The organism is Paenibacillus sp. P22 (assembly GCF_000469945.2).
GTDB lineage: Bacteria > Bacillota > Bacilli > Paenibacillales > Paenibacillaceae > Paenibacillus_O > Paenibacillus_O humicus.
Window position 1 is genome coordinate 1 of record NZ_CBRA020000225.1, and the last position, 23164, is coordinate 23164.

The 23164-nt window shown below is 61.5% G+C and carries 17 protein-coding genes and 1 pseudogene; 15 read left to right on the plus strand and 3 right to left on the minus strand.

What is annotated here, in order from left to right:
- The first annotated feature begins 279 nt into the window (after nt 1-279).
- The 12 genes and pseudogenes from BN871_RS23685 (at nt 280) to BN871_RS23735 (ending at nt 14590) form a co-directional block, all read left to right on the plus strand.
- Nucleotides 280-546 (plus strand): DUF3886 domain-containing protein, encoded by a 267-nt coding sequence (locus BN871_RS23685; RefSeq protein WP_048749396.1) that lies wholly within the window; start codon nt 280-282, stop codon nt 544-546.
- A gap of 124 nt (nt 547-670) precedes the next feature.
- Complete coding sequence (locus BN871_RS23690) at nt 671-940, plus strand: hypothetical protein (protein WP_021882416.1); 270 nt, start codon at nt 671-673, stop codon at nt 938-940.
- 264 nt (nt 941-1204) lie between these two features.
- On the plus strand, nt 1205-2623 hold the full coding sequence (locus BN871_RS23695) for a family 43 glycosylhydrolase (protein ID WP_053087037.1): 1419 nt from the start codon (nt 1205-1207) through the stop codon (nt 2621-2623).
- 121 nt (nt 2624-2744) lie between these two features.
- Complete coding sequence (locus BN871_RS23700) at nt 2745-4028, plus strand: ABC transporter substrate-binding protein (protein ID WP_048749367.1); 1284 nt, start codon at nt 2745-2747, stop codon at nt 4026-4028.
- Between the two features lie 108 nt (nt 4029-4136).
- Nucleotides 4137-5030: a carbohydrate ABC transporter permease gene (locus BN871_RS23705; RefSeq protein ID WP_048749370.1), complete on the plus strand. Its 894-nt coding sequence runs from the start codon at nt 4137-4139 to the stop codon at nt 5028-5030.
- A complete protein-coding gene (locus BN871_RS23710; protein WP_021880036.1) occupies nt 5031-5870 on the plus strand; it encodes a carbohydrate ABC transporter permease in 840 nt (279 codons plus the stop codon).
- 183 nt (nt 5871-6053) lie between these two features.
- A pseudogene (locus tag BN871_RS30045) lies at nt 6054-6877 on the plus strand (glycoside hydrolase family 43 protein); the annotation flags it as partial.
- A 348-nt stretch (nt 6878-7225) separates the two neighbouring features.
- On the plus strand, nt 7226-7660 hold the full coding sequence (locus BN871_RS30050) for a CBM35 domain-containing protein (RefSeq protein ID WP_232313300.1): 435 nt from the start codon (nt 7226-7228) through the stop codon (nt 7658-7660).
- 126 nt (nt 7661-7786) lie between these two features.
- Nucleotides 7787-9127: an ABC transporter substrate-binding protein gene (locus BN871_RS23720; RefSeq protein ID WP_083436624.1), complete on the plus strand. Its 1341-nt coding sequence runs from the start codon at nt 7787-7789 to the stop codon at nt 9125-9127.
- A 28-nt stretch (nt 9128-9155) separates the two neighbouring features.
- Nucleotides 9156-10976 carry a sensor histidine kinase gene (locus tag BN871_RS23725; protein WP_232313298.1) on the plus strand — a complete coding sequence of 607 codons (1821 nt, stop codon included), beginning with the start codon at nt 9156-9158 and terminating at the stop codon, nt 10974-10976.
- Nucleotides 10961-12589: a response regulator gene (locus tag BN871_RS23730; protein WP_048749373.1), complete on the plus strand. Its 1629-nt coding sequence runs from the start codon at nt 10961-10963 to the stop codon at nt 12587-12589. Before BN871_RS23725 ends, BN871_RS23730 begins: the two co-directional genes overlap by 16 nt.
- 234 nt (nt 12590-12823) lie before the next feature.
- Nucleotides 12824-14590, plus strand: a complete 1767-nt coding sequence (locus BN871_RS23735) for a glycoside hydrolase family 2 protein (RefSeq protein ID WP_048749374.1) — start codon at nt 12824-12826, stop codon at nt 14588-14590.
- A gap of 346 nt (nt 14591-14936) precedes the next feature.
- Here BN871_RS23735 and BN871_RS23740 read toward each other — a convergent pair whose 3' ends face one another.
- Together BN871_RS23740 and yhbH are read right to left on the minus strand one after the other, a co-directional pair.
- Entirely contained in the window at nt 14937-16895 is a 1959-nt protein-coding gene (locus tag BN871_RS23740; RefSeq protein ID WP_021880043.1) for a prenyltransferase/squalene oxidase repeat-containing protein, read from the minus strand.
- Between the two features lie 530 nt (nt 16896-17425).
- Entirely contained in the window at nt 17426-18571 is a 1146-nt protein-coding gene (yhbH, locus tag BN871_RS23750) for a sporulation protein YhbH (RefSeq protein ID WP_021879980.1), read from the minus strand.
- Nucleotides 18572-18770: 199 nt separating this feature from the next.
- Between yhbH and BN871_RS23755 the strand changes: the two genes are divergently transcribed.
- Entirely contained in the window at nt 18771-19154 is a 384-nt protein-coding gene (locus tag BN871_RS23755) for a DUF423 domain-containing protein (RefSeq protein ID WP_048749378.1), read from the plus strand.
- 133 nt (nt 19155-19287) lie between these two features.
- On the opposite strand, the gene BN871_RS26350 is transcribed toward BN871_RS23755, so the two are convergent.
- Nucleotides 19288-19728: a hypothetical protein gene (locus BN871_RS26350; protein ID WP_021879982.1), complete on the minus strand. Its 441-nt coding sequence runs from the start codon at nt 19726-19728 to the stop codon at nt 19288-19290.
- A gap of 224 nt (nt 19729-19952) precedes the next feature.
- On the opposite strand from BN871_RS26350, the gene BN871_RS23765 reads away from it, so the two are divergent.
- Entirely contained in the window at nt 19953-20561 is a 609-nt protein-coding gene (locus tag BN871_RS23765; RefSeq protein ID WP_048749380.1) for a biliverdin-producing heme oxygenase, read from the plus strand.
- A gap of 27 nt (nt 20562-20588) precedes the next feature.
- Nucleotides 20589-23138 carry a diguanylate cyclase domain-containing protein gene (locus BN871_RS23770; RefSeq protein WP_021879984.1) on the plus strand — a complete coding sequence of 850 codons (2550 nt, stop codon included), beginning with the start codon at nt 20589-20591 and terminating at the stop codon, nt 23136-23138.
- Nucleotides 23139-23164: the final 26 nt, after the last annotated feature.

A 23164-nucleotide genomic window follows, 5' to 3' on the forward strand; every position in this document is an offset into this window, starting at 1 on the left:
GCTTGCGGCCGCCATGGACAGGCTCCGCGACGGCGGAGCCGAGGTCAGGGACGTGCCGGAAGGCGGCGAAGTGACCGATCCTTCGGGAATCCGGCTGCGCCTGGCGAGCGCCGCGAAGCAGGCATGAGGCCAGGCTGCACGGCAAGCAAGGCGTGCTTGTCTAGGGGAGGCGCGCGCTTCCAGCTCCCCATCCTTCCTCTATGAGACTTCCAGGCGGAGCCGTCGCCGGCTTTGTGCTATAATTCAGCCATGACGCAAGTGAAAGGGGAGCATCCGGAAATGGCGAAGAAGAAGCATGCGCCTGCCCGCCGTCCAGAGCCGGGAGCGGAAGCGGCCAAGCCGGCGACGCTCAAGGATCTGCTGCCGGCGGATATGGTCCAGCGGCTGAAGTCCCAGGCCGACGGCATGAAGGCCGAGCAGGAGCGCGCCCGCGAGGAGGAGCGCCGCCGGGCGGAGGAAGCCCGCAAGGCCGAGCAGAAGCGCAACGAGAGCAGCATGGAGTATCTGCTCGACAACAGCAGCATGGATTGGAAGAAATTCAAGTAAGAAGGTCTCGTCCGGTTTGAGGATGCGCTTGGGTGGTAATAAAGGAAGCGGACGGCGGTTCTGCAAGGCAGAGCCCGCCGCAGCCCGCGAATACCGCAACCCCAAGCAGGAGGATTTGACCGACATGATGACCGAACCAAACCTATGCCATGAACGCGAAGCCTTCCAGCCCGCCCTCGCCGATCCTGCGGTTCTTCAGGAGGAGCTGATGGAGCTTGACCATACATTATATGAAATGCGATTCTATCTGAAGCGCAACCCCGAGGACGAGATGGCCGTTCTGCATCTGAAGCAGTTCGAGCGCAAGCGCCGTCGTCTGGCTGCGGAGCTTGCCGAGGCTGTCGCAGCCTCCTCGTTCTCCCTCAAGGGAGAAGAGAATCTCCAGCCGGCTTGACACCGGCCTTGAAATGGAGCGGCAATCGGCGGCAAGCGGATTGTTTGAAGCAAGAAAGCATCGGTACCCATAATCGCCAAGCGGCAGTCAGGATTTCCTGGCTGCCGCTTTTTTGCATTCCTCGGGTTTCGTTCGAGAACGATGCCGCCCCTCCTAGCCAAAGGACCACAACTCCAAAAGAAATGTCATGGGAGCGCACCCGCAATCCCCATAAAATGGAGGCGCTGCGGCAGAAGCCGCAGACAGACAAAGGAGGAATACATCATGTTCAAAAGATGGTCCCTGCTTCTGCTCGCCTTCAGCTTGACCCTGGCTTTGGCGCTCCCTATGGGCAGCGGCAAGGCGGAGGCCGCTCCGGTCTCGAACTTCTTCAACGTCATCAAGCAGGACGGAGCCGATCCGTGGATGTACAAGCATACGGACGGCTATTACTACTACACCCAGACGACCGGCAACAACATCACGCTGTGGCGCTCCAAGACGATCACCGGCATCGACGCCGGCGACAGCGCGGTCGTCTGGACGCCGCCGGCGGGCACGATGTACAGCTCCAACATCTGGGCGCCGGAGCTGCACTACCTCGACGGCAAATGGTACGTCTATTTCGCCGCCGACAACGGCAGCAACGAGAACCATCGCATGTACGTGCTGGAGAACGCGAACGCAAATCCGCTTGCGGGGGGCTGGACGTTCAAGGGCAAGATCGCCGATGCGTCCGACCGCTGGGCGATCGACGGAACGGTGCTGACGGTCGGGGCGAGCCGCTATTTCATCTGGTCGGGCTGGGAAGGCACGGTCAACGACAAGCAGCATCTGTACATCGCCCAGATGAGCAATCCGTGGACGATCTCTTCCGCACGGACGCGAATCGCGACTCCAACCTACAGCTGGGAAACGAATACGACGCCGCAGGTCAATGAAAGTCCGCAGGTCATCGTCAGGGGAAGCACGATCAGCCTCGTCTACTCGGCCAGCGGCAGCTGGACGGACGGCTACTGCCTCGGCCTGGTGACGGCGGGCACATCCGCGAACCTGCTCAACGCCGCTTCCTGGACGAAAAAGAGCGCGCCTCTGTTCGCCAGCGCGAACGGCGTCTACGGCCCTGGCCATCACAGCTTCACCAAGTCGCCTGACGGCACGCAGGACTGGCTCGTCTACCATGCCGCCAGATGGCAGGGCTCCGGCTGGACCCGCAATGTCCGCACCCAGCCGTTCGGCTGGAACGCCGACAATACGCCGAATCTCGGCGCGCCGGTCAATCCGAACGCTCCGATCGCCAAGCCTGCCGGCGAACCGGGCCGGGACCGCTACGAAGCCGAGAGCGCTCTGCTGGCAGGCGGAGCGGCCGTGGCGAACGAAGCCAGCGCTTCGGGCGGCAAGAAGGTCGGCTATCTCGATACGACGAGCAGCTACGCCCAGTTCACCGTCTCCGCCCCTTCGGCGGGCTGGTACGTGCTGGCCGTCCGCAACGGCAACGGCACGAGCGGACAGCCTTGGGCGATCCACTCGCTGTCCGTCAACGGCGGCGCGGCGTCCAGCTTCTACGTGGCCTACTCCGGCTGGAACAACTGGGGAGCCTCGACGGCCAAGGTGTACCTGAACGCCGGCACGAACACAATCCGCTTCACCGGCTCCAGCAATTACGCCGAGATCGACTGCATGGACATCTTTCCCGCCGGGTGACCTGTAAATATGTCCATTGTTCCTGTAGAAGCGGCATTTTTTCGCCGATCCCCTTCCCTTACGATAGAGCTATCAAAGCGCTCGCGCCTTGAACTACCAGGCAAAAGGGGATTAGAAACAGATGAAGACTCCGAAGTTCAAGAAAGCTTCGATCCTTGCCATGACGATGATGGTTCCGCTTCTTGCAACCGCTTGCTCCAGCAATGGCGGCGGCAACGCGCCGGCCGGCGAAGGCCAGAAGAGCGGCAGCGGCAAAAAGACGGAAATTTTGTTCTGGTCGCCGTTCTCCGGCTCCGACGGCCCGTTCATGAAAAAGATCGTGGACAAATACAACAGCTCCCAGGACAGCTACAAGGTCAACTTCGTCATCCAGCCGAACGGCGAGTACTACAAGCAGCTGGATGTGGCGCTCAGCACCGGCAAGGAGCGTCCGGACCTGATGATCATGCACGTGGACAGCGTGCCGACCTACCAGAGCAAGGACCAGCTGCAGCCGGTCGATGAGCTCGCCGCTTCCGCCGGCATCAATCCGGCGGACTTCGCGGAAGCCCCGGTCAAGTACGCCACGATCGACAGCAAGCTGTACACGATTCCGCTGGACATCCACCCGCTCGTCATGTACTACAACAAGGATCTGTTCGAGAAGGCCGGCATTACTGCGCCTCCGACGAACCGCGCGGAATTCGACTCGGCGGTGGAGAAGCTGACCGACAAGTCCAAGGGCGTCTACGGCTACGTGGTGCCGAGCCTGTGGCCGCAGCAGTTCATCTTCCCGTCGCTCGTCTGGCAGAACGGCGGCGAGCTGTGGAACGGCAGCGACGTCGCCTACAACTCTCCGGAAGCGGTCGAGATGGTGCAGTGGCTGCGCGGCATGGTCGAGAAGGGCATTTCCCCTGGCAACGTGCAGCAGGACGGCGAGAACACGCTGTTCCTCCAGGGCAAAAACGCCATCCAGTTCAACGGTCCGTGGATGAAGTCCCAATTCGACGAGGCCGGCCTGAACTACGGCGTCGCCGTCATTCCGCAGATCGGCAAAGCGAAGCAGGCGATCTATGCCGGCTCCCACGGCTTCGTCGTGCCGAAGGCCGTAACCGACGCGGACAAAATCGCGGGCATCGGCGATTTCCTGAAGTACGTCGCCGGCAACTCGCTCGACTGGGCCGAATCCGGCCAGGCGGTCGCCTCGCACAAGGTGCTCGAGAGCGCCGAGTTCAAGGCGATGGCGTTCCAGAGCACGGTCGCCGAAAGCTTCCCTTCCGTTCAATTCGCGCCGAACGTGCTGAACTGGGGCACGATCGTCGAGCCGATGTGGGGCGAGCTTAGCAACGCGATTCTGGGGAAGAAATCTCCGCAGCAAGCGATGGACGACGCCGTCGCGAAGTCCCGCCAGGCGATCAAAAAATAACGGCTTTCCAAACGTAATGAGGCGGAAGGGACGGGGAGCGCGGGCAGCCGCCTTCCCGTCCCTCCTTCCGTCCACGACTATCGGAAAGATGAAATGGAGGCATCGTCTATGAAAAGCGCCTGGACTTCCCGGCTGACCTCGTTCCTGTTCATTCTCCCCTATCTGGCCGCCTTCGGGCTGTTTCTGCTCTTCCCGATCCTGTACGGCGTCGTCATCAGCCTCCAGGATTTCGAGCTGCTGTCGGCGGAGCATGCCTTCGTCGGCTTAAGCAACTACATCACCATCTTCACTCCCGGCACCTACGAGAACAGCCTGTTCTTCAAAGGCTTGTGGACGACGGCTCAGTTCGTCCTGTACTCGGTGCCGCTGCTCATCGTCATCGGCCTCGGCCTCGCGATGCTGCTGAACGCGCTTCCCGCCCGGGTGCGCGGCTTGTTCCGCACGTTCTATTTCCTGCCGTACGCGCTGTCCGCTTCCGTCATGGCCGTCATCTGGCTCATGATGTTCGACACGAACGCCGGGTTCCTCAACAGCCTGCTCGCCAAGCTGGGCATGGCCGGAATCCCGTGGCTCACCGATACTCCCTGGGCCTGGATATCGCTGGTCTCCACGACGATCTGGTGGACGATCGGATTCAATATGATCATATTCATCAACGCGCTCAACGAGGTTCCGGAGGAGTATTACGAGGCGGCCTCGATCGATGGCGCCGGGCCCTGGTCCCGCTTCGTCTCCATCACGCTGCCGACGATCCGGCCCGTCCTGCTGTTCGTCATGATCACCTCGACGATCGCCTCCTTCAACATTTACGCGCAGCCGTTCCTGCTCACGCGCGGCGGTCCCGGCGATACGACCCGGGTGCTGCTCATCAATGTGCTCGACCAGGCGTTCGCGCGCAAGGATGTCGGCTCCGCCTCGGCGATGGCGATCCTCATGGCCGTGCTGATCATGGCCGTATCCGTCGTCCAGTTCAAGCTCACCAACCGGAAGGAGAAGGCATAGATGGCGAACCCGAAAACCAAACAAGCGATTCTTCTCCTGCTCGCTGCCGTCATCGCGCTGGTCATGGTCCTGCCGCTCGTATGGATGCTGTCGACCGCGTTCAAGAACGACTTCGAAGCGCTCTCGGGAAGAATGGATTTCCTCCCGCGCAAGCCGACCCTCGACAACTTCAAGCAGGGGCTGGGCGGCGAGCTGATGAATACGCCCGTGCTGCGCTGGATCGCGAACTCGCTGTCCGTCGGCGTCATCGGCACCGGACTCGTGCTGCTGATCGATTCCATGGCGGCCTTCGCGCTGGCCAGGCTGAACGATCTGCCGCTGCGCCGGGTGCTGCTGCCGATGTTCATCGCCTCGCTGATGATCCCGGGCGTGCTGACGTTCCTGCCGATGTATATGGAATTCAACTCCCTCGGCCTGATCAACACGTATCCGGCGCTCATCCTGCCTGCGACGGCCGGAGCCTTCGGCGTGTTCCTGCTGTACCAGTTCTTCGTGTCCTTCCCGAAGGAAATCGAGGAGGCGGGACGAATCGATGGAGTGAACAAATGGCAGCTGTACGCCCGCATTCTGCTGCCGTCGGCCGTGCCGATCATGGTGACGCTCGGCATCTTCACGTTCATGGGCATCTACAACGACTTCGTCTGGCCGCTGTACGCCACGACCTCGCCGGAGATGCGGACGATTACGGCCGGCATCGCAATGATGGCGACCGGCAGCTACACGCAGAGCTACGGCAAGCTGATGGCGATGACGACGATCGCGGCGCTTCCGGTCGTGCTGATTTTCATCCTGGGCCAGAAATCCTTCGTGCGGGCGATTACGAGCGCCGGCGTGAAGTAGCTCGGGGCAGCCGGCTCCGGGCCGGACAACATGAGAGCAAGGAGACGACCGATGTCAATACGAGGCAAAAGAGCTTTCCTGCTCGCGGCGGGAGCGCTTTTAGTCCTGATCGCAGGAGGAATCTATTGGATGCAGCAGCAGGGAGACGAAGAGAAAACGCTTTCGTATAATGGACATGGAGGCATGTTCAAGAACACGCTGGCCGAGATCGACACGCCGGATCCGAGCGTCGTCTACCGGGACGGGTTCTATTACATGACATTCACGCACAATGGAGCCGACATCATGGTCATGAAATCCAGAACGCTGGATTTCCGCGCCGCAGAGCGCAAGGTCGTCTGGTATCCGCCGGCGGAAACGGCTTATTCGGCCAATCTATGGGCGCCTGAGATCCAGTATCTCCAAGGGAAATGGTACATCTATTTCGCCGCCGACGACGGGGACAACGCCAATCACCGGATGTATGTGCTGGAAGGCGAAAGCGGCGATCCCATGGGCAGCTATGCTTCAAGGGACAGATCAAGGACGACAGCGATAAATGGGCGATCGACGGGCTCGCGATGGAGCATGAAGGCAAGCTGTACTTCGTCTGGTCGGGCTGGGAAGGCGACGTGAACGAAGCCCAGAACACGTATATCGCGCCGATGAGCGATCCTTGGACGATCAGCGGGCCGCGGGTGCTGCTGAGCCGGCCGGAGCTGGACTGGGAAAAGGCCGGAGGCCCGCCTTACATCAACGAAGGCCAGTCGCTGCTGTACAAGGACGGCCGCGCCTTCATCGTGTATTCGGGAGCGGGAAGCTGGACTCCGCTCTACAGTCTCGGGCTGCTGGCGCTGAAGCCGGGCGGCAATCCGCTGGAGCCTTCCGACTGGACCAAGGCGCAGGAGCCGCTGCTCGCCATGGACGAGGAGGCCGGCGTCTACGGACCGGGGCATAATTCCTTTGTCCCTTCGCCGGACGGCAGCGAGGCATGGCTCGTCTATCATGCGACCTCCGGCGCGGCCGACGGCTGGAACAACCGCAAGGCGCGGGCTGCGCGGGTGGAATGGGACGAGAACGGGCTGCCGGTCTTCGGCAAGCCGCAATCGCTGGCGACGCCGCTCCGGATGCCGTCCGGAACGGGCGTCTTCCAGGCGAAGGACGCCGTCCGGGACGGAGATCGGCTCCTCTTCGGCGCGATCCCGTCGACGGTGGAGGCCGGCGCTCCGGTGCGGGTCCATTATCGGAACGCCGGGGGAAGCGAGGCCGCTGCGAGCATCGGCAGCGAAGCGGGAGAAGCGGCGGAGCTGAAGCTGGCCCCGACGGATGCGGACAGCATCGGCTACGCCTATGCGCAGGTTGGGTTGCGCGAAGGGATGAACGAGCTGGCGGTGGAGGCGGCAGGCAGCGGCGTGGAGGTGCTTGCCGTGGAAATTCCGCGTTATGAAGCCGAATGGGCGGCGTTCGGTGGCGATGCGGCGGAGGAGGAGAATCCGTATGCCTCCAGGGGCGCGGCCGCTGGATTGTACGGCGAGGGAGATACGCTGCGGTTCGCGAATGTGAACGTGCCTCGCGGCGGCAAGTATACCGTATCCGTGGCCGTCCTGAACCCTGCCGAAGGAGCGGAGCTGTCGCTCGCCGCGAACGGCGGGCGCAAGAAGGCCGTGAAGCTGAAGGCGCAGGAACGCAATGCGCGAGGCGTGTACGAGGCGGAGCTGGAGCTGGAGGCCGGGGAGAACGAGCTTGTTCTCTTTGACAGCCGAGGAAGCTTCATTATAGATTATGTGGATATATGGAGAAGGCCCGGCTGACGGGTCTTCCCGGGACAGCGGACCGAATAGGACCGGAAGAGCGGGCCGTACCCGGAATGCGGGGAAGGATGCCGTCAATCTCAATCATTCCGCTTGAAGACAGCGCGAGACGGGGGAGCATGCAGCATGACAGGCAGCCGAGGCAGCAGGAACAGGAACAGTCGGATCGGATATGGGAATCGAACGATAAGGCGGATCGCGCTGCTGATGGGCGCTTCGATCGCCGTCGCGGCCGCAGCGGGCTGCTCCGGAGAGAAGCCGGCCGAGAAGCTGCCGGATCCCGTCCAGCCGGTCGTGCTGGAGTATTGGACCCCCTTCAGCGGCGGGGACAATATTTTCATGACGGAGCTCGTCGAGAAGTTCAACGCGGAGCATGAGGACATCCGGGTCGAGCAGATCAATTCCCGGCTGGACGACTATTATTCGCGCCTTCGGACCGCCATCCTGGCCGGCAACGCGCCGGACCTGGCTATCGTCCATGCGACGAACCTGCCGCAATTCGTCCAGAACGGCTACATCGAGAAGCTGGACGGGCCGGCTGCGGAGACGGGGCTCGACTGGAGCATGTTCAATGCAAATATCGCGGAATCGACTCTGTACGGCGGCGGCCATTACGCGGTTCCGCTCGACACGCATGCGCTGGTGCTCTATTACAACAAGAAATTCCTGCGGCAGGCCGGGCTTCTCGATGCGGAGGGCAAGCCGATTCTGGAGCCTGGAGAGCAGGGCTTTGCGGGCTTCCTGGAGCGGATCAAGGAGCGCGTTCCGTCCGGCATCGCTCCGCTTGCCCTGCCGAGCACGAGAATCGATTCCGTCTGGCTGTGGTGGAGCCTGTACAACCAGATCGACGGCGGCGGCCGGTTTTTCAGTCCGGACGGGACGAAGGCTGTCTTCGACAATTCCGATTCGCTGCGGGCGCTGGAGTTCGTGGACAGCCTCTACAAGCGCGAGCTTATTCCTCCCGGCATCAACGATGCGTTCAAGATGTTCCATGACGGAGAAGCGGCGGCGCTCATTACCGGCATGTGGGGAACAGGAGCATTCGAGAAGGCCGAAGGCCTGGAGCTCGGCGTCATTCCTTTTCCCGTTATTTACGATCATCCTGCGGTATGGGGAGACACGCACACGCTGGCTCTGCCTGCCAAGGCGGGCCTGACGCCGGAGAAGCGGAAAGCCGCGCTGACGTTCGCCAAGTGGGCGGTCGACAACGGCGTCATGTGGGCGGAGGCCGGGCATGTCCCGAGCTCCAAGAAGGTCGTGGCGAGCGAAGCGTTCTCGGCGCTCAAGTTCCGCAGCGACTATGCGGCTACAGCCAACTACGTCGTTTATTGGCCTCGCCATGTCAAGCAGTGGACGATGATCGAGAAGCTGATCTCCGAGTGGGAGAAGATGATCTACCGTCAGCAGACTCCGGCGCAGGCGCTGGAGCGGGCGGCGGCGAGCGTGGACAATCAGCTGGGCAAGTAGGCATCGCGGCGGAAGGGGAGAAAGGAATTTGAAGGCATTCGGCAACTGGTTCCGCAATCTGGAGCTGGCGCGCAAGCTGATTCTCATCAATGTCGTTTTCATCGTGCTGCCGCTTGGCCTGATGGGGTATCTCGCCTTCTCCCGCTTCTCCGCAACGACGGAAGCCAAGGTGGGCGATTACCAGCTCCAGACGCTGAAGCAGATGACGCTGAATATCGACACCTATATGAACGAGCTCAACCGCCTGACGGTGATGCCTTATCAGTATCCCAAGGTGACCGCTTATCTGGAGTCGAAGCGGGCGCCGGGCCAGGCGCTGTCGCTGGAGGAGATCAACGAGCTGAACAGCTTCGTCACCCAGGTGTTCCTGAACGGGCGCGTCGACATTCTCGGCGTCTCTCTCTACGGCCAGGGCGGAGCGTCTTACGTCGTCCTTCCGGAGAGCCAGTACGTGACGACCTACAAGCTGGACGAAAGCGCCGAGTGGCTGGACCGGTTCAAGGGCCAATACGGCGAGCCGGTCTTCATCGCGACCCATGACGTCCGGTCGACCGGGGGCAACGTGTACCAGGCGTTCTCGATCGCCCGCGAGCTGCGCAGCTTCGACAGCGGCCAGTCGCTCGGCTATATCGTGATCGACGTGGATCCGAAGTTCATCCGCGAGATTCTGTCCAAGGTGAAGCTGGACCCGGAGGAGTCGCTCTACATCGCCGACCGGTCCGGCAACCTCGTCATCCGCAAGGATGACGGGGGAAGAGAGATGGCTCCCGGGCTGTACCTCGGGCGCACCGGGGAAGGCGTCAGCCATGTCCGCAATGACGGGCGCGGGCTGCTGGTCTCCCATTTCACCTCGGAGGTGACCGGCTGGACGACGGTCGGCATCGTGCCGGTGGCGAGCCTGATGAAGGATACGGATACGCTGCGGACGTTCATCATCGGCATCGGCGCGACGAGCGTCGGGCTTGCGCTGCTGCTGTACGTGTTCATCGCCTACCGGATTACCCGGCCGCTGCGCAAGCTGAGCCGCCTCATGCGGAACGTCGAGCGGGGAGAGCTCGGCCAGAGCTTCCCTGCAGAGGGACGGGACGAGATCGGAGCGCTCGGCCGCTCCTTCAACGAGATGGTCGCCAAGCTGAGCGAGCTCGGCTACCTGCTCTACGAGACCGAGATCCGCGAGAAGGATGCCCAGATCGCGGCTTTGCAGAGCAAGATCAACCCGCATTTTCTCTACAATACGCTCGGGTCGATCAGCATGTACGCGGAGATGGAGGGCAGCCGCGAAATCATCACGATGTCGAACAATTTGAGCCGGCTTCTGCGCTACAGCCTGAGCGGACGCAAGGAGCGGGTGACGCTGAAGGACGAGCTCGACCATGTCTCCGGGTACATGAAGATTCAGCAGATGCGCTACGAGGAGCGGATCAAGTTCACGATGGATGCCGATCCCTCGCTGCTGGATTGCGAGGTCATCCCGCTCATCATTCAGCCGCTCGTGGAGAACGCAATCAACCACGCTCTGGACAAGGGCGCGGGCCAGGGGCGGATCGCGCTGACGGCGGAGGCGGCGGGGCAGGTGCTGGAGATTGCGGTAGCCGATGACGGGATCGGAATGAACGCGGAGGCGCTGGAAGGGCTCCGCGCCCACCTGCAGAGCACCAAGGAGCTCGGCGGCCAGTCGGGCAACGGCCTGCTCAACGTCCACCGGCGGATCGTGCTTCACTATGGCGAGGAATACGGCCTGACCTTGGAGAGCATGCCCTATCAGGCTTCCGGGTCGCGCTCCGGTTTCCGCTGCTTCATCATGCAGGCGCCAGATTGGAGGAGATCGGGTAAATGCCGAAAATATTGATTGTCGATGACGAGTCGATCTTCCGCAGGGGGCTCCGCAAGATGATCGCCGGCCTCGACGAGAGCTGGGAGATCGTCGGCGAAGCCTGCGACGGGTACGAAGCGCTGGATAAAATCGAGGAGCTCGCTCCCGACGTCCTGCTGACGGATATCCGCATGCCCCGCATGGACGGCATTCAGCTGCAGCAGATGGCGGGAAGCCGGCACCAGGAGCTGCTGACCGTCGTTGTCAGCGGCTACGACGATTTTGCCTACGTCCAGCAGTCGATGCGCCAGGGGGCGATGGACTATCTGATGAAGCCGGTCGAGCGCGAGGAGCTGTCCCAGGTGCTGGAGAGGATCAAGGCAGAGGTGGAGCGGCGCCGGAAGTCCGCCCGTTCGGAGACGGGCTGGGACGCGCAGCCGGCCGTGCGGCGCCATATGACGGAGCATCTGGCCGAATCCCTGCTGTCGGGCAGGGTGGATGAGAGCGAGCTGCGGCTGCTGGAGCAGATGGGCATAGCGCTCCCGCATCCGTACTTCGTCTGCATGGTCATCAAGCTCGACAAGCAGTCGGTCGGGGAGGAGCGCTACCGGAGCGGCGACGCTTCGCTGTTCCAGCTGTACATCCAGCAGTTCGTGCAGGAAATGCTGGACCGGCACGCCAAGGGGCTCAGCTTCGTGCTGTCGGATTCGAAGGTGGTCGCGCTCATCAATCTCGAGCGGCCGGAACCGCTGCCGAGCCGTTCGGATTCGCTGGCGGACATGATCCGCAGGCAGATCTCTTCCCTGTCGCGGCTTACGGTGACGATCGGAGTCGGCCGGCCGGCCGAGGGGCTGGCCGGCATTCCGAAGGCGTACGGCGAAGCCGAAATCGCGCTGCTGCACCGGCTCATCGTCGGCGGCGACAGCGTGCTGGACTATGCCGAGGTCGCCGGGAGGTGCCGTGCGGACGACGAGGCCGCGAAGCGTTCCGCCGACAGCCTGGAGAAGGCGGTCATGGAAGGCCGGAGCGAGATCATCGCGGCCATGGCGCGCCAGTGGATCGACGAGCTGTGCGGCATGGCCCGCACGCCGGAGAGCATCCACCAGCAGCTGTGCAAGCTGCTGATCCGCTACTACGAGCTGGCGGAGGAGCTCGGGGCGGCGGGCGCCTGGCTGGACCGTTCGGATATCGGCAGGATGCTCGTCGAGATTTGCGCCATCACTTCCCGGCAGGAGCTCGCGGAGCGGCTCGAGGAGCTGCTGTGCCGGCTTGCGGAGGCGATCCAGCAGTCCAGGGAGCAGCAGGACCGGGACCCGATCGCGGCGGCGAGCCGCTACATTGAGGCGAACTTCCGGGAGGCACTGACGCTGAAGGACGTCGCGGACGAGGTGTTTTTGAACCCGGCTTACTTCAGCAATCTGTTCAAGCAGCGGACGGGCGTCACCTTCATCGAGCAGCTGACCCGCGTCCGCACGAGAGAGGCCCAGCGCAAGCTCGCCTTCACCAACGAGAAGATCAATGCGATCGCCGAGGAAACCGGATTCGCCCATGTGCGGCATTTCAACCGGGTGTTCAAAAGCCGGCTCGGCGTCTCGCCCAAAGAATACAGGGACAGTATGCGCGCGGGCGGCGATCGTCCGCTGGCATGAGTTCAATGCTTTCGTGCAAATGAGGCCAATTCGGCGTGCAAATGTGGACGATGCCGGCGCGCAAATGAGGCCAATGCCGACGTTCAATTGAGGCTATGTTGCGAACGGATGAGGCCTATGCCGAAGGGCATCAGTCCCGAATCGGCAAGTTGGATAAGATCCATGCTGAAAAGTGCTTGAGGACCACAACGGTGAGTGCATGAGGTCTATAACAATGAGTGGAGGAAATTTCGAATGGTAGATCAGCATCGCGCGGAGTATCCGAGGCCGCAATTCGCCAGGGAGAGCTGGATCAATCTGAACGGGGAATGGGAATTCGGCTTCGACGACGCCGGAGAAGGAGAGAGGAAAGGCTGGCATAAGGGTGAGACGCCTTTGGAGCGCGTCATCCAGGTGCCCTTCGCCTTCCAAAGCAAGCTCAGCGGCATCGGAGATCCGGAGTTCCACGACATCGTCTGGTACCGCCGGGAGCTGGAGCTTCCCGAGCCGTTTGCAGGCAAGCGGATTCGGCTTCATTTCGGAGCGGTCGACTACGACGCCTCGGTATGGGTGAACGGGATCCTCGTCGCCCGCCACGAGGGAGGGCATACGCCGTTCAGCGCGGATATCACCGCTGCCCTGCATGATGGCGGGGAGAAGAACCAGCTCGTCGTGAAGGCGGCCGATTACAGCAAGGACGTCACGCTTCCGCGGGGCAAGCAGTACTGGAAAAGCGACTCGGCAAGCATCTTTTACACCCGCACGACCGGCATCTGGCAGACGGTATGGATGGAGGCGGTCTCCGAGACCTCGCTGGGCAAAGTGAGATTCACGCCGGATATCGACCGCCAAACGGTGGAAATCCGTTCCTGGGTGGAGGGGCCGCTGAGAGACGGATTGACGCTGCAGGTGGACATTTCGTTCCAGGGCGAGCCGGTTGCCAGCGATACGTTCTCGGTTCGCGGCGCGCATGAAGCCCGCAGCATCCGGCTGGCGGACTTCAACGACCACGGTCTCGGCCGGTGGTGGTCGCCGGAGCGGCCGAACCTGTACGACGTCCGGTTCAGCCTGCTGGACGGGGAAGAGGTTCTCGACGAGGTGGCGAGCTACTTCGGGATGCGCAAAATCTCGATCGAGAGCGGCAGGCTGTGCCTGAACAACCGGCCTTATTTCATGAAGCTGGTTCTGGACCAGGGGTATTTCCCGGACGGCAACCTTACGCCGCCGAGCGACGAGGCGATCCGGCGCGATGTCGAGCTGACCAAGGAAATGGGCTTCAACGGAGCCCGCAAGCACCAGAAGCTGGAGGATCCGCGCTATCTGTACTGGTGCGACAAGCTGGGCCTGCTTGTATGGGGCGAGGCGGCGAATGCGTACGAATATTCGGAGGAATACGTGCGGCGCTTCACCCAGGAATGGCAGGAGAGCATCGAGCGGGATTACAATCATCCGTCCGTCGTCGTCTGGGTGCCGCTCAACGAGAGCTGGGGCGTGCCGAACATCGCCGTCGACAAGCGGCAGCAGGAGCATGCCCAGGCGATGTACCATCTGACAAGGTCGCTTGACGCGACGCGTCCCGTCATCTCCAACGACGGCTGGGAGATGGTGAGCACCGACCTGTTCAACATCCACGACTACGAATGGCGCCGCGAGGTGCTGGAGAAGCGCTATTCCACGGCGGAAAACGCCGTCTCGGCATCGCCGGCCGGGCGCGTGCTGGCGGTGGACGGCTTCCCTTACCGCGGACAGCCGATCCTCGTGACGGAGTTCGGCGGCATCGCTTACAAGAAAAGCGACTGGGAAGGCTGGGGCTATTCCGGAGCGGAGAACGACGAGGACTTTGCGGCCCGGCTGAACGCGGTCATATCGCCGCTGCTTCTGTCCGGATGCGTGCAGGGATATTGCTATACGCAGCTGACGGACGTGGAGCAGGAGATCAACGGCCTGCTGACGTACGACCGTCAGCCCAAGCTGCCGCTGGAGACGATCCGGACGATCAATGAGGGACGCTGGCAGGAATAGAATCAGGCAGAGGACTGTTCCGCTAGCCGCTTTCTTGACCTTTCAACCGAATGTAAAACCGGAATAAGGCGAGAAAACCGTCTTATTCGCTTATCCGGCCTCAGCCCTCGGTGCAGGGCTTTCCACTTGCACTGGAGATGAAGGCGAGGTCGGATTTTCTGCGGCAGAAGGAGCCGGAACTGCGGCTTGAATAAACAGCAAAACCCGGCTCCGAGAGAGCCGGGTTTTGCTGTTTAAAGGATTCGCTGAGATGAGATGGCCGCCGCATGTGTTTCATATTCCCCAACCCAGGCTCGGGGAGAACGCGACGACTGAAAATCACCCAGCTAAAGCGGTCCCCTGGGGATCAGCTCTTTGGCTCGGCGCCGTTCAGCTTCGAGGCTGCGCTTGCCGCATAAGCGGACAACACCCGCAGCGGCCATATGTACCGGCTGCTGTGATAGTTCAGATACACATGGCCGGGCAAGCCGCCGCCGGTCGGATAGCGGCTGCGCCAGTCGTCCGCCTCCAACAGCTCGATCAGGCATTCGATGCCCCGATCGATGGCGACGGGGGGCGAGGAGGGATGAGCCATCAATCCTTCGAGCGCCCAGGCGGTTTGCGATGGCGTGCTTGCTCCGAGCGCACGGTATTCTGAAGCGACGTCGCTGAAGCAGGATTCGCCCCAGCCGCCGTCCGCATTCTGCACGGAGAGGAGCCAGTTCATGCCGCGGTAGAGGGCGGAGGCGCTGCGCTTGGCGCGCATGGCCATTAGACCGGTGATCGCTGCGCCGGTGCCGTGCACATAGGCGATTCCCCAGCGTCCCGGCCAGCAGCCGGAGCGCTGCTGCTGCTTCAGGATCCAGGCGGCTGCACGGACAGCGGCATCGCCATGCGGATCCTGTCCGCCTTCTCCGGGGTCCACCGCCGCGCTTACCCAAGAAGGAGCCGGGTCATTCCGGCGGCTTGACCACGCAAGCGTGCGGGCGGTCAGGTCGACCGTAGAAGGATCGGTGACGATCTGCGAGGCCTGCTCGAACTGGATAAGCCCGATCAGCGGGCTTCCGGATTCACGCTCAAAGGCCGGCCAGCCGCCGTCTTTGTTCTGCATCGACCACACCCAGCGGTCCCCTCGTTCGCGGGCTTCATCCGGGAAAGCATCCGCTGCGGGAATCCTTTGGAGCATCGAGAGAGAGGCTGTCGTATCGTCGATATCCGGATAGCGGGTGTTCACATCCGAGAATCCCCAGCCTCCGGGCGGCGTGCGAGGATTGCGGCGAGCCCAGTCGCCCTTGGCCGTCTGCTGGCGGGAGGCTATATATCCTGCCGCCCGCTGCAGCGCGTCATGATCTGCGGAAAGTCCACTTTCATGCAGCACGCAGCCCAGCATCGCCGTATCCCATACGGTCGAGGAGGCGATCTGCAAATGGGAGATCTCGTGACGCGGATCATCCCATACGAGCGACCGGATTCCGTCGAGGCCGCGCCTTATGACCTCGTGGCTTGGCGGGTAGCCGATGGAGACGAGAGCTGCGATCATGAGGATGGTGGCGGTGGAATAGGTGAGCAGAGTGCCGTTCGGCTCTATCCGGTCGAGCATGAATTTCTCGCCCTTGTCCAGCGATGCCGGGTAGAGAGGGGAATGGCCGGCAGCGAGCGCCTCGGCCATGCCGGCAAGCGGCCCCGGAAGCGAAGGAGGCTTCAGAAAGCTCCTGCTCTCTCCGGCCACGAGCTCCGAGAGATTGGGCAGGCGCCCATCGCCGAGCTTGAAGCTGCCGGAGGCCAGCATGAGCACCGGCACGAGATGAACGCGGGCATGGCCGGACAGATCGAACAGGCTGAGCGGCAGCCAGGACGGGGCGAGCAGCGTCTCGACCGGAATGCGCAGAACCCGCGGCCAATCCAGCTGGCCGGTCATGCAGAGCAGCACCTGGGTCATCATCGTCCGTACTTCTCCAAGCCCGCCTAGTGCGAGAATGAAGCGGCGGGCGTTGACCATCCGCGGATCGCCGTATTCGTAATAGCCGGTGGCGAGCAGCGCGTAATAGGCTTCCACGGTCGACTCCAGATGGCCTTCCTTCTGATCCTCATGCAGCTTCCAGCCTCCGCCGTCTTCCTGAAGCACGGCAATGCGCTGCGCAATCCGCCGAGCCAGCTCGCGATGATCCTCCATCCAATCCATCGCCTTCAGCAGGATCAGCAAAAAAGCATCGCTCATGACGCCGCTCTCGCAGCACAGCCGCCATGCGCCGTCGGGACTTTGCCGCTCCAGAAGCTCTTCCCGGAGCCGTTCTGCCGTTTCCTTCGCCTGTCCGCTCCATTTCATTTCGACTCACCTCGGTTTCAGCAAGGATAATCATCGCGTTCAACAAGGATATTCATCGCGTCGGAGGCACTTGTCCAATCATGAGCGCCATGTTCCGCACGGGTTGAACCATACGTTCGTGTGAGGAGATGAAAGATGAAAGACGTGCCGGTTGCCGGAGGAGGCGGATGGACCCGCACAAGCCTCATTCTTGTCCTGTTCATTGGGCTTGTCATCGTCGACCGGGTCGGGTTCGTACACGCGAGCAGCGATAAGAAGGGCGGGCTGCCGGGAGGCGTCCTGACGCAGGCAAAGGCTGTGCCGGCCGCTGGACCGCACGAGGTCCGGCGGGGCGCAGCCCTTTTGGCGCGTCGTGAGGCGGCGTCATGCCAACCGCCAAGAAACGGCCAATGGCATAACGCTTCGAGTTGGCCAATGGCATGACGCCGCGAAGCAGCCAATGGCATGACGCAGCGAGGCAGCCAATGGCATGAATGCCTCGAGCCGGCGCTCGCCTCGTCAGGACGAGCCAGGAGGCTGCCTGCCGGGCCTCAGCCTGCCGGCTTCGCGAAGAACCGCTTGAGGGCATCATAGACCTCGCTTTTGTCGCGGATGACGGAGAACAGGAATTTCTTGTCCTGGATATGCTTGTAGGCGGACATCAGGGTGCTGCTCCGGTTGTACTGGTTGACCTCGCCATAGCCGAACAGGTTGGAACGCTTCATCAGCTCGTCGATCAGCTTGATGCATTTCTCGTTGTCCGAGGTCAGGTTGTCGCCGTCGGAAAAATGGAAGGGGTAAATATTCCAATTGGCTGAAGGGTAGCGGCTGTCGATGATGTCGAGAGCCTTCTGATAGGCGGACGAGCAGATCGTGCCGCCGCTCTCGCCGCGGGTGAAGAACTCCTCCTCGGTCACTTCCTTCGCTTCCGTATGGTGGGCGACGAATACGATCTCGACATGCTCGTATTTGCGGCGCAGAAACTTGGTCATCCAGAAGAAGAAGCTGCGGGCGCAGTATTTCTCGAACGAGCCCATGCTGCCGGATGTATCCATGAGGGCGAGCACGACGGCGTTGGAGTGGGGCTTCATGACCTCCTGCCACGTTTTGTAGCGCAGATCCTCCGGAGTGATCCCCCCGATGCCTTGACGTCCCGCGTTGGCGTTGCGCCGAAGATTTTCAAGCAGCGTGCGCTTTTTGTCGATGTTGCTCATGATGCCTTTTTTGCGGATATCCTGAAACACGATGTCGGCGGCTTGAACGTTCTCCTTCTGCTTCTGCTCCAGCCTTGGCAGCTCCAGCTCCTCGAAGAGCAGATCCTCCAGCTCATCCATGGTGACCTCGGTCTCGAAATAATCCTCGCCGGCCTGATCCCCCGCCCCTTGCCCTTTGCCTTTGCCCTTGGCTGCGGAAGGGTCCACGCCAAGAACGTCGCCTACCTGGGAGTCCCCGTCTCCTTGTCCGACATGCTGCTGCTTGTTGTGATTGTAGACGAAGCGGTACTCGTCGATGCTTTTTACCGGCACCTTGACGGTTTCGCGCCCATTCGAGAGGATGATGCTTTCGTCGGTGACGATATCTTTCAGATTTTGCTTGATGGCCTCGCGCACCTTCTGCTGATGGCGGGTCTGGTCCTGATAGCCTTTGCGATGCAGGGACCAATCCTCGCGGGAGACGATGGACAGCGGTTCCGTCATAGCCGCTCACCCCACTATGTGTATTTCAGAGCCTGTAGGACCTGTTCTCCAAGTATATTCATGGGGAGGGGATTCATTACCGAATGCAGGCGCAGGGCGAGGCGTCTGCCGGCGCTGGACGAGCCTTCAAGGGGATATGGTATAATGGGAACATTCGCGAGCCGGATTACGTGCTTGCAAGAAGAGGTGAAGCCGCATCATGTTTCCCCGTTATATCGCCTACGGCTCGGTCCATGCCCTGATCTCCGTCGCGCTCGGAGCGTTCGGAGCCCATGGGCTCAAGGACCGCCTTACGAGCGACATGCTGGACGTATTCGAGACCGGCGTCCGTTATCAGATGTATCATGCCATCGCCCTTATCCTCATCGCCTTCGCCGCCAGCCGTCTGGGAGAGATCCGGGCCTTGCGCAACGGCGGCCGGCTCATCAATGCGGGCATCTTCCTCTTCTCGGGAAGCCTGTACGTTCTGAGCATGAGCGGAGACACTTGGCTCGGAGCCATCACGCCGCTCGGAGGGCTCTGCTTCATCGCCGGCTGGGCGCTGACCGCCTGGGCCGCCTGGAGCGCCCGGGGCCGTTCCTGAAGAGCGGGCAGCCGCCCGCGGATGAGGTTTTGAAAGCAAAAAAAATGCGGCGGCACCTTTGCGGTGCCGCCGCATTTGCAACAACAGGGAATGAAAGAGGACCGCAGCCGCCAACGGGCGCGCTGCATGCTTGCTAGCTGAAGTCGTCGATTTCCTGGAGCAGGAACGTGTAGACCTGCTTCTCGTCGACATGATAGACGGTGATGAGCTCGTTCTCGATGTTGAGGATTCTTCCCGGAATGCTCATGCGGACGCCCTTGCCCTTGTTGATGCTGAGCCGGACGAGAGTTTTTTGTTCCATATGATGCAGCAGGGTGGACGTGACGCCGGAGGATCCGGAGCCGCTGGAAGGCTGTGCGGCCTCGGTCGATCCGGAGCCTGCCTTTCTCATCCCGGACGGAATGTCTTCCTCGGGGAACGAAGCGCCGACGAGGGAGCTCCTGCCGATCTTGTAGGTGCTTATGCCTGCCGATTGCAGCAGCTGCTTGAGCCTGGCCTCGGCAAGGTCCCGGGTAACCGCGTCAATGATGAGATCCGTCTGGAAGGAATAGGTATTTGGTCCTTTATCGTTCATGATGTATGTAGTTCCTCCGAACTTGATAGAGATATTGGTATAACTATATCATCAGATTACCTAATGACATAGACCTATTTTTGGAGGCGGGATTTGCAGTGAAATTGGTTTTGGAATTTGGGCAATAAGGTAGATGACCATGACGATCGAACCGTGGCGCGGAATGGAAATCAGGGATATTCTGGAAGATAAAAGGAATTCGATTAATAGAGGAGGTTTTCCGAATGTCCGCAGGCATATTGGAAAGATTGCGCGAGGAAACGGCGCCCAGCCATGAGCAGCTGGAAAGCAATGCATATGCCAGAGCCATCATGGATCAGACGATGACTCTCCAGCAATACAAGCAGTATTTGGAGCTGTTCTACGGCTTCATCAAGCCGATGGAGGCGATCGTGCTGGCAGCCCCGGCAGCGGAAGCATGGGGCATCGATTTCTCCAGGCTCGCCAAGCTGCCTTTGCTGGAGCGGGATTTCACGGAGCTCGGCTATTCGAGGACGGACATCGAATCCATTCCCGTCTGCGGTTCCCTTCCGGATGTCTCCGTCCCGGCGCGCATGCTCGGTTACCTGTATGTCATGGAAGGCTCCACGCTCGGCGGACAGGTCATCAGCAGGAAGCTGGCTTCCGGCTTGCAGCTCGCCCCCGAATCGGGATTATCGTATTTCTACGCCTACGGTCCCGACACGAGGGCGAGATGGGGCGAGATGAGGGAGCTGCTCGTTCGGGAAGGCTCCGAGCCGCGGCAGGGCGGCGAAATGGTCGAGGCGGCAAAAGAAACGTTCGCTCTTCTGGATGCCTGGATTCATGCACGCCTTCAAGAGCAGGCCGTATAGCAAAGAGTGCGGGAGGCCTGAGCGGCTATGAAAGAGGACGGAAACGCGAATGAGCATGAGCTGCTGGACAGAACCCTTCTGACGGAAGGCGATTTCGTCCCGCAGGACGACAACATCGATTTGACGAACTGCGACAAGGAGCCGATCCATATTCCCGGACGCATCCAGCCGCATGGCGTATTGGTGGCCGTGACGAGGGAGGACGGCTGCCGGATCGGCACGTGCAGCGCCAACACCGAAGAGATGCTCGGCATCGCTGCCGGCAAGCTGCTCGGAACGCCTTTGGCCGATCTGATCGGGGAGGAGCGGGTCAGGGAGCTGCTTTCTCTGGACTTGCGGGCATCCTCGACCTCGGAGCTGCAGCATGTAAAAATTGAAATCGAAGTAAGAGGCGTTCTGACGCCATTTTACGGCATCGCCCATGAAAGCGAAGGGCTGCTCATCCTGGAGATGGAGCCCTCCGGGGAGGACAGCGGTCCGGCTGCTCGGGATTACCGCTGGATCAGCCTGTTTTTCGGGCGCATCAAGCAGACGCAGAGCCGGGTGGAGGCGAGCCATGCGGCGGCCGAGCTCGTGCGCGAGATGCTGGGCTACGACAGGGTCATGATCTATGAGTTCGATAAGGAGTGGAACGGCAAGGTCATCGCCGAATCCAGGGAGCCGGACATGGAGCCTTTTCTCGGCCATCATTATCCCGCCTCCGATATTCCCAGGCAGGCAAGAGAGCTGTACCTGCGCAATTGGCTCCGCACCATCGTGGACGCAGGGTACAAGCCGGTCGATATCATCCCGGCGGGGCATCCGCTTACGGGCAAGCCGCTGAATCTCAGCCTCTCCGTGCTCAGAAGCGTTTCGCCTCTGCATATCGAATATTTGCAGAATATGGGCGTAGGGGCTACGACCACGATATCGCTGATTCACGGCAGCGAGCTGTGGGGGCTGATCACCTGCCATCATCGTTCTCCCAAGTACGTCCCGCACCGGATCCGCAGCCTGTGCAACTTTCTCGGGGCTTTCTTCTCCAATGAGCTGTATCAGCGCCAGCAGCTGGACGACTACTCGGAGGCGCTCCGGCTGAAGACCTCCGCGTCGCTGCTGTCCTCGATCCTGATCGGCGTCCAGGATCCGCTGAGGCTTCATCAGCGGCTGGAAAAGGAAAAGGACAGCCTGCTCGGACTGATGTCCGCGACAGGCGCGGCCGTCAGCTTCCGCGGGCAGCTGATGCTGTTCGGCGATGCGCCGCTGCCGTCCCATGTGCGGGAGCTGGCGGAATGGCTGGAGAAGCAGAGCGTGGACTATACCTACCATACCTCTCGGCTGAGCAAGGAATTCGGTCCGGCTGCCGCATACAGGGAGAAGGCTTCCGGAGCGCTGTTCCTATCCCTCTCGCCGGACATGCGGGAGTATATCATCTGGTTCCGGCCGGAGCTCATCCAAGTGGTCGATTGGGCGGGGGATCCCGCCAAGTCGGTCATCCGGACCGATGACGGCATCCGTCTGTCGCCCCGCAAGTCCTTCGAGAAGTGGCGGCAGGTCGTTCAAGGAACTTCCGCGCCCTGGAAGCTGTCCCAGCTGAGCGCCCTGCCCGAGCTCAAGGCCGTCGCCCTTCGGCATGCCGAGGAGCAGCTGGCGCGCGCGGAGGAGCAGGCCGAGCAGAACGCCCGGGTCATGCGGGAAAATGAAGAGCGCTATCTTCAACTGATGGAATATTCCCCGGTTCCCTTCCTCACCGTGACCGGAGGCAGGATCGTGTACGGCAACCATCAGGCGATGCGGCTGCTCGGCTTCGACAGCGCCTCGGAAATCAGAGGCGCATCGTTGATTGAGGCGCTGGGTCCGGAGAACCCGGCCGAGCTGCTGGCGGCACTGGAGAGGCTGGAGCAAAATCCGCTGCAGCTGGAAACCTGCCGGGGACGATTCCGGGCGGGCGGCGGAGCCTTGCGCCTGCTGGATCTGACCTTTGCGACGGTCGTCCATTCCAGGCAGCCGTCCATGATGGTCATTGCCCGCGAAAGCTCCTCCCTTCCCGAGACGGATCTGTTCACGGACGCGCAGGACCAGCTGCAGATGTACATGACGACCGACCCGCTCACGGATATGCAGAACCTCCCTTCCTTCGAGCAGTCTCTCAAGCTGGATTGGGAGCAATCGTTGCTGTCGGGCAGGCCCGTCGCGCTGCTTCTGATCGACATCGACGATTTCCGCACGTACAACAAGCTGCAGGGTCTGCGAAGCGGAGATGTATGCCTGCAGTGGGTCGGGGATGCCCTTAGCGTGCTGGCGGACCGCAGCGAAGCGAATATCGCCAGGTTGACCGGCGGGACGTTCGTCATGAAGCTGGAGGCGGAAGAAGCCGAGGCTCTGCTTCTCGCCGAGCAAATCCGGACCAATGTCATCTCGCTGCAAATTCCTCGGGATCCATCGCAAGCCGGAGGCTTCATTACGGTCAGCATCGGCATATCGGTGAAATTAGCGGATTCCTCCCTGGAGGGCGGGGTGCTCATGAAAGAGGCCAGAGAGGCTTTGGTCCAGGCCAAAAACGATGGCAAAAACCGTATCCGGGTGGCGGGACGCTAAGTCTGGACCGACGCCCAATCCGAGAT